This is a genomic window from Kitasatospora sp. NPDC002543, assembly GCF_053594915.1.
Map to the genome: position 1 here is coordinate 1 of NZ_JBSFWR010000159.1, position 12352 is coordinate 12352.

General features: G+C 73.6%; 10 protein-coding genes and 1 pseudogene. 3 read left to right on the forward strand and 8 right to left on the reverse strand.

The genetic code is table 11. From position 1 onward, the window contains the following. Positions 1 to 197: pseudogene (locus tag ACWD4P_RS36245) on the reverse strand (L,D-transpeptidase family protein); the annotation flags it as partial. A gap of 78 nt (positions 198 to 275) precedes the next feature. Beyond that, positions 276 to 944 (reverse strand): class I SAM-dependent methyltransferase, encoded by a 669-nt coding sequence (locus ACWD4P_RS36250; RefSeq protein ID WP_449782557.1) that lies wholly within the window; start codon positions 942 to 944, stop codon positions 276 to 278. Between the two features lie 286 nt (positions 945 to 1230). On the opposite strand from ACWD4P_RS36250, the gene ACWD4P_RS36255 reads away from it, so the two are divergent. After that, the gene (locus ACWD4P_RS36255; protein ID WP_449782558.1) at positions 1231 to 3579 is read left to right on the forward strand and encodes a glycosyl hydrolase family 18 protein; all 2349 of its coding nucleotides are present in this window, start codon (positions 1231 to 1233) and stop codon (positions 3577 to 3579) included. A gap of 65 nt (positions 3580 to 3644) precedes the next feature. Here ACWD4P_RS36255 and yidD read toward each other — a convergent pair whose 3' ends face one another. Together yidD and ACWD4P_RS36265 are read right to left on the reverse strand one after the other, a co-directional pair. Continuing rightward, positions 3645 to 4202 carry a membrane protein insertion efficiency factor YidD gene (gene yidD, locus ACWD4P_RS36260; RefSeq protein ID WP_449782559.1) on the reverse strand — a complete coding sequence of 186 codons (558 nt, stop codon included), beginning with the start codon at positions 4200 to 4202 and terminating at the stop codon, positions 3645 to 3647. Positions 4203 to 4322: 120 nt separating this feature from the next. Beyond that, positions 4323 to 5087 carry a bestrophin-like domain gene (locus tag ACWD4P_RS36265; RefSeq protein WP_359831852.1) on the reverse strand — a complete coding sequence of 255 codons (765 nt, stop codon included), beginning with the start codon at positions 5085 to 5087 and terminating at the stop codon, positions 4323 to 4325. 155 nt (positions 5088 to 5242) lie between these two features. On the opposite strand from ACWD4P_RS36265, the gene ACWD4P_RS36270 reads away from it, so the two are divergent. Next, positions 5243 to 5713: a hypothetical protein gene (locus ACWD4P_RS36270; RefSeq protein ID WP_449782560.1), complete on the forward strand. Its 471-nt coding sequence runs from the start codon at positions 5243 to 5245 to the stop codon at positions 5711 to 5713. A gap of 857 nt (positions 5714 to 6570) precedes the next feature. Here the strand turns inward: ACWD4P_RS36270 and ACWD4P_RS36275 are convergent. From ACWD4P_RS36275 to ACWD4P_RS36290, 4 genes are all read right to left on the reverse strand, one after another. After that, a complete protein-coding gene (locus ACWD4P_RS36275; RefSeq protein WP_359831635.1) occupies positions 6571 to 7977 on the reverse strand; it encodes a family 2B encapsulin nanocompartment shell protein in 1407 nt (468 codons plus the stop codon). A 606-nt stretch (positions 7978 to 8583) separates the two neighbouring features. Next, complete coding sequence (locus ACWD4P_RS36280) at positions 8584 to 9099, reverse strand: hypothetical protein (protein ID WP_359818321.1); 516 nt, start codon at positions 9097 to 9099, stop codon at positions 8584 to 8586. A 177-nt stretch (positions 9100 to 9276) separates the two neighbouring features. Continuing rightward, on the reverse strand, positions 9277 to 10731 hold the full coding sequence (gene pdxR / locus ACWD4P_RS36285) for a MocR-like pyridoxine biosynthesis transcription factor PdxR (RefSeq protein WP_449782561.1): 1455 nt from the start codon (positions 10729 to 10731) through the stop codon (positions 9277 to 9279). An 81-nt stretch (positions 10732 to 10812) separates the two neighbouring features. Continuing rightward, entirely contained in the window at positions 10813 to 11382 is a 570-nt protein-coding gene (locus tag ACWD4P_RS36290) for a universal stress protein (RefSeq protein ID WP_359818317.1), read from the reverse strand. Positions 11383 to 11872: 490 nt separating this feature from the next. Here ACWD4P_RS36290 and ACWD4P_RS36295 point away from each other — a divergent pair. Beyond that, positions 11873 to 12352: transglycosylase family protein (locus tag ACWD4P_RS36295; RefSeq protein ID WP_449782562.1), on the forward strand; the 480-nt coding region annotated here is incomplete at its 3' end.

Sequence of the window (12352 nt, forward strand, 5' to 3'; positions counted from 1 at the left end):
GCACGGCGCTCGGCCCCGGCCGACGAGCCGCCGGCCGGCGGCTCGTCGGTGGGCGGCGCACCGCCCGAGGGCGCGCCGGTGGGCCCGGGTGTCCGCCCCTCCTCGACTCCTGAGCCCGATCCGGAGCCCGAGCCACTGCATCCGGCCAGCAGCAGAACGGTGGCCGCCGCGACTGCCGTCAACGCGCGAATCCTCATGTCCCACAGGCTAGTTGACGCGACCTCAGTTCTCGTACGCCGGCGGGTCGACCGGGCCCCGCCGGCCGGCCGGGGGCGTCAGCCGGCGCCGCGCTCCAGCCGCACCAGGGCGTCCACCGCGACCCGTCCGCCGCCCTCGGCCCCGCCCTCACCCCGGCCCGCTTCCCCGCTCCGATGGCCGGGCTCACCGCCGACCGTACGGTGCACCCGCTCGGCGCGGACGGTGCGCAGCCCGCGATCGGCGAGGTCGGCGAGGACGTCCTCCGGGGTGAAGAGCACGGCCGGGTCCTGCGGGCCGCCGACGCCCTCGGTGAGGTTGCTCAGGTCGTGTCCGACGACCAGCAGGGTGCCGCCGGGGGCGAGCGCCCCGGCGGCGCGGCGCAGCGCCGCCCGGCGGTCCGCGGCGGGGATCTGCAGGTAGGCGATCAGGACGAGGTCGTAGCCGGCGGCGGGGGCCTCGAAGGAGCGGGCGTCGCCGTGGCGCCAGGTGAGCCGGTCGGCGACCTCGTCGGGCAGGTCGGCGGTGAGCCGCTCGGCGCGTTCCAGGGCGACGGCGGAGAAGTCCACGCCGGTGACCTCCCAGCCCTGGGCGGCCAGCCAGATGGCGTTGCGGCCCTCTCCGGCGGCCAGGTCCAGCGCGTGACCGGGGGTGCGGCCGGCCAGTTCGCGGACCACCCACTGGTTGGGCGCGGCACCCCACACCAGCTCGCTCGCGGCGTCGCGGTCGTCCCAGTCCCGGCTGTCCATCGCGCCTCCTCCGTTCGACGGGCCTGCTCGTACCGGCCAACCTACCGGGCCGCCGCCGGCCCGGCCCGGAACGGTCCAGCGGGCGGACACCCTTGACGGCGATTATTGGTCCAGTCCAATCTGTTCAGTCGTGACGTGCACGGGTCGGCCGCCCGTCGTGTCCGCGCACCGTTCGTCAGCACGTGTCACCAGCCCGCGCGCCCCCACCGCGCGCGGGCCGGCTCCCCTCGGCCCGTCCCGGGCCAACGCACCGCCGGAACCCCCACACATCCGGAGGACCCACCGCATGCACGACCGTGTCCTGCCCGCACAGCCCGCCCACCCCGCCGGGGAGGGCGCCGGCCGCCGGGCCGCCCGGCGCAGAAGGGCCACCGCGCTGGCCCTCGCCGCCACCCTGACCACCAGCGGCGCCGCCATCGCCCTGACCTTCGGCTCCGCCTCCGCCGCCCCGGTCAACCTGCTGGCCAACGGCGACTTCGAGACCGGCACCCTGGCCGGCTGGACCTGCTCCAACGGTTCGGTCGTCACCACCCCGGTGCACGGCGGGAGCCGCGCGCTCAGCGGCGCCGCCTCGGCCGCCGACACCGCGCAGTGCCAGCAGACCGTGGCCGTCCAGCCGAACACCACGTACACCCTGGCCGGCTGGGTCCAGGGCAGCTACGTCTACCTGGGCGCCACCGGCACCGGCGTCAACTCCTCGGTCTGGACGCCCGGCGGGACCGGCTGGAACCAGCTGAGCACCACCTTCACCACCGGTGCCACCACGACCTCCGTCTCGGTCTTCACCCACGGCTGGTACGGCACCGGCACGTACTACGCGGACGACCTCACCCTGACCGGCCCGGCCGGCCCCACCACCTCCGCGAGCCCGACCGCCACCGCGAGCCCGACGGCCAGTCCCACGGCCGGCCCGACGGCCACCGCGAGCCCCACCGCCACCGGGAGCCCGACGGCGACCGGCACCCCGACCGGCACCCCCACCAGCACCACCCCGGCCCCGACGGGCACCGCGACCGGCCCGGCCGGGGACGGCAAGGTCACCACCCCGACCGGCTTCGCGGTCACCAGGACCACGTCCAACGCGGTGGTGCTCACCTGGCAGCCGTCCACGCTGACCAGCGGTGACGGCGCGGTCGCCTACAAGGTGTGGTCCAACGGCCAGCTCGTCGCCACCTCGATGGGCACGTCCGTCACGGTCAGCTCGCTGCTGCCGGGCCGGAGCTACACCTTCAGCGTCCAGGGCTACTCCGGCAGCCACGCCTCCGCCCAGTCGGCGCCGGTGTCCACCACGACCGCGGCGGCCCCCGCCCAACAGCCGGTCCGCTCGGCCTACTTCGATCAGTGGGGCGTCTACGAGAACGCGTACAACGCCAAGAACGTCGACACCAGCGGCGCCGCGTCCAAGCTGGACGTCATCCACTACGCGTTCGCCAACATCGATCCCACCAAGTTCACCTGCTTCCAGGCGGTGAAGGCCTCCGACTCGGCCAACGAGTCCAACCCGAACGCCGGTGACGGCGCGGGCGACGCCTACGCCGACTACCAGGCCGACTACGGCTCCGGCACCAGCGTGGACGGCAGCGCCGACACCTGGGAGCAGCCGCTCAAGGGCAACTTCAACCAGCTGCGCCAGCTGAAGGCCAAGTACCCGAACCTGCGCTTCACCATCTCGATCGGCGGCTGGACGTACTCCAAGTACTTCTCCGACGCGGCGGCCACCGACGCCTCCCGGAAGACCTTCGTCTCCTCCTGCGTCGACATGTTCCTCAAGGGGAACCTGCCGACCGGGGTCGCCGGTGACGCCTCCGGCGGCCAGGCCTCGGCGGCGGGCCTCTTCGACGGCATCGACATCGACTGGGAGTACCCGGGCTCGGCCGGCGGCCACACCGGCAACCACTACTCCGCGGCCGACAAGCAGAACTACACCCTGCTGCTCAAGGAGTTCCGCACCCAGCTGGACGCCCTCGGCGCCGCCCAGGGCAAGCGCTACATCCTGAGCGCCGCGCTGCCCAGCGGCCAGGACAAGGTCGCCCAGCTGGAGACCGACAAGATCGGCGCCTACCTGGACTACGCCGACGTGATGTCCTACGACATGCACGGCGCGTGGGACGCCACCGGCCCGACCAACCACCAGGACCCGCTGCACGACAGCCCGGCCGACCCGACCACGCCGATCACCCCGGGCACCCGCAAGTACAACGTGGACACCACGCTCGCCGCGTACACCACCGGCCTGCCCGAGTACGGCATCCCCGGCGGCTTCCCGGCGAACAAGATCGTGCTGGGCATCCCGTTCTACTGGCGCGGCTGGACCGGCGTCCCGGCCGGCTCCAACTACGGCCTGTACCAGAGCGCGACCGGCCCGACGGCGAAGAAGCCGCTGAGCCAGGAGGCCGGCCTGGCCGCCTGGAAGGAGCTCAACCCGACCGCGGCGCAGACCCACTGGGACCCGGTCACCGAGAGCGCCTGGGTCTACGACGGCACCAACTTCTGGACCGGCGACAACCCGCAGGCCGTCCAGGCGCGCGGGGCCTACGCCAAGAGCAAGGGCCTGGGCGGGCTGTTCGCCTTCTCCCTGGAGAACGACGACGCCTCCGGCACGATGCTCAACGCGATGGACAGCAGCCTGCGCTGACGGTCCGTCATGCGAGGCCTGACGAGCGACGGCCCGCGCGGAACCCCGCGCGGGCCGTCCGCGGTTCAGCGCGGCGGAACCGGGTCCGCCCCGCCCGCGCCCGGGCGGCAGCGCAGCAGCCGCCCGGCCGTCAGCCGGGCCCCGCGCAGCGCGCCGTGCCGGTGCAGCGCCTGCACCGCGTAGGTCGAGCAGGACGGCGTGTACGGGCAGCAGGCCGGTCGACGGGGGCTGACCTCGGTGCGGTAGTAGCGCACCGCGCCGTACAGCGCACCGGCCGCGAACCCGCGCGGGGCCGGTGCGGACGGGTCGGCCGTCCGGTGCCCGCGCACTCCGGCGAGGGCGAAGCGGACGCCGGAGGCCATCATCACGGGGATCAGGGCGATCAGGCAGGGATCGGCGAACTCGCAGCAGCCGTCGAGGCAGCAGTCCGTGCCCTCGCGCCGGAGCCGCTTGCGCCGCTCGGCCTTGGCATGCTCCTCCTTGCGGTAGCTCCTGCGGTGGTCCTCCCGGACCCGGCGCTGCTTCCGCCGCCGGAGCCGCTCCGAGGCGGGCAGCCACCACCAGGCGCGCTCCGGGCGGGCCGACGGGACGTGGGGGCCGGGATCCGGCGTCGGGTCGGACACTGCGGGCGGTCCCCTCGTTCGCTCCGCCGGGGGCCGACCCCCGACGATCCGGGCAAGATTATCCGAAGATCACCTGCCCGGATCGGCCCAACCCCCGACCACTCCCGACCGCCGGGGCGGTCAGCTGAAGAGCGAGGGGAAGAGGTCCTCGAACGGCTGGGTGGTCACCGAGACGCTCCGCGCGAACGGATTGTCGAAGTCCCAGATCATGAACAGCGCGAAGGCGATCAGCACGCTGAAGCAGAGCGCCAGGATCAGCTCCCTCGGCGTGTTCCGGATCTGGAGCGCGAACAGCATGCCGACGGTCACCACCGCCCCGCCGATCAGGCCGAGCCAGACCACGCCCGGCATCGTCGGACCGGCGTTCTGCCCGCGCGAGTTCCGGGCGTCGGACGCCTGCCCGATCAGGTCCGTCATCGACTGGTAGGCCCCCGACTCCAGGTCGGAGGCGGGCGAGCGGGTGCCGACGTCGGTCTGGAGCTTCTGCAGCAGCTGATCGCCCTTGTCGGTGATCCCGCCGTTCTTCTGCATGTAGCTCCACTCGGTGTTCACCACGTACGAGACGTAGGCGTCCACGTCGGCCCGGACCTGGTCCCGGAACTCCGCCGGGTAGATCACCGCGCGGTCGCTCACCTGGCGCAGCGACTGCGCCTCGCGGAACAGGTCGTCCTGGGCGGCGCCGCGCGCCTCCCAGACCCCCGCGATGGCGAGACCGAGGACGATCGCGTAGACCACCCCGATCATCATGGTGATGTACTCGATGACGTCCGGGGTCTCGTCGGTGCTCTCCTCGAAGCCCGCTTGACGGCGCCTCAGCAGCAGCACCACCACGACCACGGCGACGGCCGCCGCCATGGCGATGGTCAACGCCATCCATTCGGACATGGGAACTCCCTTCTCTGACATGGCATGTGACGGAACGAACAGCTGGGGATCCACCCTCGGATCCCGGTCGGCGAACGCGTCAGGAGCGGCCCGACCTGCCGCCGCCTCGCCCCCGACCGGGGCGCAGGGCCACCGCGGCGACCACACCGGGGACCATGATCACCAGCAGCGTGGTGGTCGTCGGGGTGCCCTGGTGGGACGGCGGGGAGAGCGCGGACTTCGCCCCCCGGGGGTGGAACGCGGGCCGTGCCGACGGGGTCGGCCACAGCGGGCTCGGACGCGTCGGGCTCGGCGAAGCGGCGGGGCTCGGGGCCGCCGGCGCGGGGGGCGGGGCCGGGGCCGGGGCCGCCGGGGCAGGTGCCGGCGGTGGCGCGGACGCGGGCGGCGCCGGGGAGGCCGGGGGCGCCGGGGGCGCGGGCGAGGGGCTGGGGGCCGGCGTCGCGCTCGGGGTCGGCGTGGTCGGTGACGAGGTGGGGCTCGGACTCGGACTCGGACTCGGCGACGCGGTGGGGGTGGGCGACGGTGTAGGAGTGGGCGTCGGGGTGGGCGTCGGAGTCGGAGTCCGCGTGGCCGACGGCGTGGGCGTGGGGCTCGGGGTGGGTGTCGGGCTCGGGCACGGGTGGTGATGGTGATGGTGGTGCCAGCCGTGGCCTCTGTACTCCTCATCCCCGTACTCGCCGTCGCCGTACTCGTCGTCCTGGTCGCTGCCGTCATGGCCCGGCCCGGCCTGCCCGGAACCACCGTGCCCCTCGACCGGCCGCCCGCTCTCGCTCCGCAGCCCCGCCGGCCGCGAGGGCAAGGTGAAGGGCGGCGAGGGGAAGTGGGGCGAGGGGTGGGACGGCGACGGTAAGTGCGAGACGGTGGGCTTCGGGCCCGGCTTGTGCGTGTGGCAGGGGCGGTGCCCGTGCGGGGGCTTCGGTTCGTGGTGCCCGGGGCCGGAGCCCGGAGCGACGCTGACCCCGACCTGGACGTCCACGTCCACGCCGACGGTCACCTGCCCGCCCGGCCGTACCGATATCGAGACGTCGGTCTCCTCGCACACGCAGGTATCCACCACCGGGCCGTGCGGGTACCCGCCGGAGTTCCCGGCACCGGAGGCGGTCGCACCGCCGACCAGCGCGCAGATCGCGACCACACCGGCCGTCGCGCCGATCAGCCGCACCCGCCGCCCGGGGGGCGTGCCCCCACCGCCGCCGCGCGGTATCCGGCGGATCTGCCGACGCTGGGGCATGGCTCCACTCACCTCTCGGGTCGTCCGGGGAGGACGGAACGGGCTCGGGCCGACCGGCCGCGACGGATTGGGCAGAACGAGTGAGAAAGATCGAATACGGTCGCAATCCCGACAGGAAATCCATCGGGCACGACCAGAAGTGATCAGACACAGTCAGGCGGACGGCCCGCCTGCCGGGGCGGGCCGTCCGTCATCAGGTCAAACGATCTTCGAGCCGAGCGGTTACGGCCCGTGCTCGCGGGTTCCGCGCGCTCAGCTGCGGCGGTGCGCGATCTCCACGTTCTCCAGCACACCGACCGCGTCCGGCACCAGGATGGCGGCCGAGTAGTAGGCGCTGACCAGGTACGAGATGATCGCCTTCTCGTCGATGCCCATGAAGCGGACCGAGAGCGAGGGCTGGTACTCGTCCGGGATGCCGGTCTGGTGCAGGCCGATGACGCCCTGGTTGTCCTCACCGGTACGGATCACGAGGATCGAGCTCGTGTTCTCCTTGGTGATCGGGATCTTGTTGCACGGCAGGATCGGCACCCCGCGCCAGGCCGGCACCTGCTGCCCGCCGAGGTCGACGTGGGTGGGGTACAACCCGCGGGCGTTGAACTCCCGGCCGATCGCGGCGATGGTCCGCGGGTGGGCGAGCAGGTAGTCGGGGTCACGGCGGCGGTTGAGCAGCTCGTCCAGGTCGTCCGGGGTGGGCGGGCCGGAGTGGGTCTGGATCCGCTGGTCGAAGTCGGCGTTGTTGAGCAGGCCGAACTCCGGGTTGTTGACGATCTCGTGCTCCTGGCGCTCGCGCAGGGCCTCGATCGTCAGCCGCAGCTGGTGCTCGGTCTGGTTCATCGGCTGGTTGTACAGGTCCGCGACGCGGGTGTGCACCTTGAGGACGGTCTGCGCGACGCTGAGCTCGTACTCGCGGGGCTTGAGCTCGTAGTCCACGAAGGCGCCGGGCAGTTCGTACTCGCCGTGGTGGCCGGCCGACATGGCGATCTCGGCCTCGCCGCGCTCGTTCTGCGCCTGGAGCGGCAGGGCCAGGAAGGCCTGGAGGTGCTCCTGGAGGCTGGGCGCGTTGTCCCGGATGGCGGCGAAGTCCGCCCGGGTCAGCGTCAGGGCGACACCGGCGGTGGCCGTCTTGGCGGTGAACTCCCAGACGGCGTCGGGGTTCAGCAGCGCGTCGTCGCCGAAGCGGTCGCCGTCGCCGGCCACGCCGACCACGGTGTCGTCGCCGTACTTGCCGGTGCCGATCTGGTTGATCTTTCCGTGGGCGATCAGGAAGATCTTGTCGGCGGCCTCGCCCTGGGTGGTGAGCACCTCGCCGGGGCCGAAGTCCCGCTGCTGGCAGCGGTCGGCCAGCGCGGCGAGGACGTCCTCGTCCTCGTAGCCGCGCAGCAGGGCCAGCTCGCCCAGCTCCGCCGGGATCACCCGGACCTGGGAGCCCGTCTTGATGAACTCGACCACGCCGTTGCCGACGGCGTAGGTGAGCCGACGGTTGACCCGGTAGGCGCCACCGGCCGCCTGCACCCAGGGGAGCACCTTGAGCAGCCAGCGGGAGGTGATCTCCTGCATCTGCGGTGCGGACTTGGTCGTGGTGGCAAGGTTTCGGGCAGCGGCCGTCGCAAGGCTCTGCTGCTTGGCCTGCACTGCCTCCGGGCTCGTGTCCACGGTCATCGGCAGGGCTCTCCGTTTCCTGTGATCGGGCACACGTCCAGGGGCACACCGGCCCGCCCTGGCGCATGCCACGACGGATCATCAGATCCGTGTGCTGGTGGGGGCGTTGGCGATTAACGCGAAGTGCGGCCACCGTCTCCCGGCGGCCCACCCGGAACCCTAGATCACCAGGGCCCGACGGAGCTCGCACAGAGCCCTTCTACCCCCCGATAGGGTGAATCTCGCCCAGTCCGCCCCCATGGCCCCACGAACTCCGGGAACATCCGTTCGCCCCTGCGGTCCCCGTGCCCCCAAAGGCCACCCCTCCCCGCCCGGGGTGCTGTCGGACGGCCCGGGGACCACCGACCGGCGTCAACCCGGCGCACCGTTCCGGCACTCCGATCGCCTGCACGGCGCGCCGCCGCGCGGGCCCTTGTCCACGGCCCACGGCGAAGGCGAAGGCCAACGCGAAGGCGAAGGTCAACGCGAAACGCGAACGGCCCGTCGGGCGCCGGCACGGGGGAAGCCGGCGCCCGACGGGTGAACGGGGGTGCGCGGTGGGGGTTCCGCACCGGGGAGGTTCGCGCGTCCGCGCGGTCCGCCGATCGCGGCGGCGGTGTCGGCCGGTCAGGCGCAGGCGACCTGGGTGCCGGGTATGCCGACGATGCCCGAGTTGTTGGCCTCACCGGCCTTGTACTCGTAGTACAGGTAGGAGTAGAAGTCGATCCGGGTGTCGGGGCCGCAGGCCGAGTCCGGGGCGACGGTGTACGTCACCGTGAAGGCGCTGCTGGCGCCGGGGGCGAGCGGCACGTTGTAGCGGGCGATGCCGCCGTGGACGTTGTCACTGCACCCGTTGGTCTGGGTGCCGCAGGCGGTCGCGGTGAACTTGAGCCCGGGCACCAGGCTGGTGGCGTAGGTCTCCTGGACGCTCTGGTAGACGAACTGGATCGGGGTGTCGTACGGGTTGGTGAGCGTCAGGGTGAGCGTGAACTCACCACCCCGGACGGTCGTCTGCTTGTCGGAGGCGACCGTGAGCGGCAGTTGGCTGTCGGCCCTGGCGGCGGGGGCCGCGGAGAGGAGCAGGCCGAGGACAAGGGCTGGGCATGCGGCCAGCGCGGCGCGACTCAGGTGTGTTCTGCGCATGACCAAGGAGCGTAGGCGCCGGTTCCGCCGGGGTTGCGCTCCTCTGCCCCGATCCGTACCGACGCAGGAGCGGCGAGCGGACGGCGCGCACCCGCCGCTCGCGTTCCGCCCCCGCGGGCGCGTCCGGGGGCCTATGCTTCGCCACCGCTCTCCCCCGGCCGCCGCACCCCGGCCGCCTCAGCCGCACGGCGGCAGGATGTCGCAGAGCGCGCCGAGCGCCGCCGGGTAGGCGTGGTCCGGCGGCGTGGCGTAGCCGACCACCAGGCCGTCGACGGCGGGCATCGCCTCCTCGCCGATCGCCGGGTGCCGGTAGTCGGCGAGCCCCTCGACGGCCAGGCCCCGGTAGGCGGCGGCCTTGAGCACCGAGCGCTCGGTGCCCGGCTCCAGGCGCAGCACCGCGTGCAGGCCGGCCGCGATGCCGGACACCTCGACGTGCGGGGCGCGGGCCGCGAGGGCGTCGACCAGCTGGTCGCGGCGGTCCCGGTAGCGTCGGCGCATCCGGCGCACGTGCCGGTCGTAGCCGCCGGAGTCGATGAACTCGGCGAGGGTCAGCTGGTCGAGGGCGCTGGCCCAGCCCTCGCGTTCGCCCTTGGCGGCGAGCGCCCGGTCCACGAGGTGGTCGGGCAGCACCATCCAGCCGAGCCGCAGCGCGGGGGTCAGGCTCTTGCTGGCGCTGCCGAGGTAGACCACCCGCTCGGGGTCGAGCCCCTGGAGGGCGCCGACCGGCTGGCGGTCGTAGCGGAACTCCCCGTCGTAGTCGTCCTCCAGGACCAGCCCGCCGCGCCCGCGCGCCCAGTCGACGACGGCGGCGCGACGGCCGGGGTGCAGCGGACCGCCGGTGGGGAACTGGTGGGCGGGCGTGAGCAGGGCCGTCCGGATGTCCGGGTGCCGAGCCAACTCGCTGGTCCGGGCGCCCTGTTCGTCGATCGGCAGCGGCACGACGGGGACGCCCGAGGCGGCCAGCAGTCCGCGATGGAAGCCCAGCCCGTACGCCTCGACGGCCAGCGGGCCGTACTCGGCGGGCGGCAGGACGGGCGCGGCGCCGTCGAAGAGCAGCCGCAGCGCGTGGGCGAAGCCGGAGCAGACCACGATCCGGTCGGGGTCGGTGCGCACGCCCCGGACGCGGGCGAGGTAGTCGGCGAGGACGGTGCGCAGTTCGGGGCGCCCCTGGGGGTCGCCGGGCCCGAAGGCCTCGTTGGGGGCGGCGGTGAGGGCCCTGCGGGCGGCGGCGAGCCAGGCGGTACGGGGGAAGGAGGAGGCGTCGGGCCGGCCCTGGCGCAGGTCGTGGGTGGGGCCGGGGCGGCGGGAGGGCCTGCGGGCCCGGGCGCGGGGGGCGGGTTCGGCGCGTTCGGCGACGGCGGTGCCGGAGCCCTGGCGGGCGGTGAGCCAGCCCTCGGCGACGAGTTCGGCGTAGGCCTCGGCGGCGGTGTTGCGGGCCAGGCCGAGGTCGGCGGCGAGGGCGCGGTAGGGCGGCAGCCGGGTGCCGGGGGCGAGTCTGCCGCTGCGGATCGCCTCGCGCAGGGCCGCCATCAGTGCGGCGCGCCTGCCTCCGGTGACGGGGAGGTCCAGGTACAGGTCGTTACCGGTCGGGTGGGCGGGCTCGGAGGGGTGCGTGCCCCGCGTGTCCGTCATGGTCACGCACCCTACCGGCCGCCGGCCCGGCACTTCGCGGGCGCCCGCCCGGCCCCCCTCCGGCGGCACCGCGACCGTTCCCTACGGCACGACGGTGACCGGCCAGCGGCCCGCCTTGACCAGCCGGACCGCCACCGAGCCGATCACCTTGTGCCCGGCCTGCTCGGAGACGCCGACCACGACGGCGTCGGCGCGCAGCTCGTCCGCGAGCTTGGCCAGGCCGGTGTACGGGTCGCCGCGCATGGTCAGGAACCGCCACTCCACCTTCCACACCTCGCGCACCCGGTGCTCGGCCTCGCGCAGCGCGGCCAGCAGTTCCTCGGCGATCTCCTGGGTGGTCTCCTCGACCGCGGCCCCGGCGAGGGCGGTCGCGGCGCCGAGGATCGGCTGGATGTAGGCCACGGCGAGGACGGCGCCCTGCCGTCGGGCCAGTCCGGCGGCGTAGGCGGTGGCGCGCCAGGAGGAGTCGGAGCCGTCCAGGCCGGCCAGGATCACGCCGGGGCCGTCGGTGCCCAGCTCGAAGCCCGCGGGCGCGGTCGCGGCCTCGTGACCCGGGGCGCCGATCGGCACACCGGCCGCGGCCGCCCCTCCCGTACCGGCGTCCACCTCTCCCGGATCCGCCGTGTCCGCTGCATCGCTCTCGTTGCTCATGGGGGTGAGGCTATGCCCGTCCGACACCGGGAGTGACGGCAGGGGGTACTCCGGGTGAGGCCTGTGGCGCGGGCCACCCGGAGGGTCGGCCGAGGCGGCGGAATCGGCACCGGCGGCTGGGCGGTCGTCACGCGCTGTCGACCGTGTGGGCGGCCTCACAGCGGTTCGGGGGCCGGTTCGGAGTGGCGCGGGCCACTTCCGGGGCTGATTCGATCTTGGAAATGGGGGCAAATCGGTTGAAATCGCCATAATTCCTTGATCTTTACCCCCGGTAACAGCCCTCTGACATGGCTAAACCTTCGAATCCTTGAAACCGCCACGACCACCCCCGTAACTTCGAACTCGTTGCACCGAGCGATCGGCTCCGGCCGGGCGGCCCACCGCCCCCGAGCAGAACGGTGCAGGACCACGCGAGTGACGTGTCCCCGAAACCGACGGCCTTCCGAGGGCCTGGTTCCGCGCGCTCGCAGACCCCTCCGAAAGGAACTCCATGACCTTCCGTAACGAGACCGCCGCTGCCACCACCACTGCCACCCCGAAGCGCCGCAACCGCGTCCGGATGGCTCTGATGGCCGGGGCGCTCACCGCCCTCCCGGTGGCCGGCCTCGTCACGGCCACCAGCGCCTCCGCCGCGCCGGCTTCGGTCTGGGACAAGGTCGCCGCCTGCGAGGCGACCGGCAACTGGGCCATCAACTCCGGCAACGGCTTCTACGGCGGCCTGCAGTTCACCCAGAGCACCTGGGCGGCCTTCGGTGGCACCTCCTACGCCCCGCAGGCCCACCAGGCCACCAAGGACCAGCAGATCGCCATCGGCGAGAAGGTCCTGGCGGCCCAGGGCCCGGGCGCCTGGCCGATCTGCTCCGTCAAGGCCGGTCTGTCCAAGCGGGCCGGCAACATCATCACGATCGACGACGTGGTCGAGTGGATCGGCGTCGACGCCGCCCGCTACACCCTGGCGCGCTCCTCCACG

Excerpts from the sequence above, each read along its gene's own strand:
- ACWD4P_RS36270 (WP_449782560.1), top strand. The coding sequence starts at position 5,243 with ATGATCACCAGCAGCGTGGTGGTCGTCGGGGTGCCCTGGTGGGACGGC.
- ACWD4P_RS36275 (WP_359831635.1), bottom strand. The coding sequence starts at position 7,977 with ATGACCGTGGACACGAGCCCGGAGGCAGTGCAGGCCAAGCAGCAGAGC.
- ACWD4P_RS36290 (WP_359818317.1), bottom strand. The coding sequence starts at position 11,382 with ATGAGCAACGAGAGCGATGCAGCGGACACGGCGGATCCGGGAGAGGTG.
- pdxR (WP_449782561.1), bottom strand. The coding sequence starts at position 10,731 with ATGACGGACACGCGGGGCACGCACCCCTCCGAGCCCGCCCACCCGACC.
- ACWD4P_RS36255 (WP_449782558.1), top strand. The coding sequence starts at position 1,231 with ATGCACGACCGTGTCCTGCCCGCACAGCCCGCCCACCCCGCCGGGGAG.
- ACWD4P_RS36280 (WP_359818321.1), bottom strand. The coding sequence starts at position 9,099 with ATGCGCAGAACACACCTGAGTCGCGCCGCGCTGGCCGCATGCCCAGCC.
- ACWD4P_RS36250 (WP_449782557.1), bottom strand. The coding sequence starts at position 944 with ATGGACAGCCGGGACTGGGACGACCGCGACGCCGCGAGCGAGCTGGTG.
- ACWD4P_RS36265 (WP_359831852.1), bottom strand. The coding sequence starts at position 5,087 with ATGTCCGAATGGATGGCGTTGACCATCGCCATGGCGGCGGCCGTCGCC.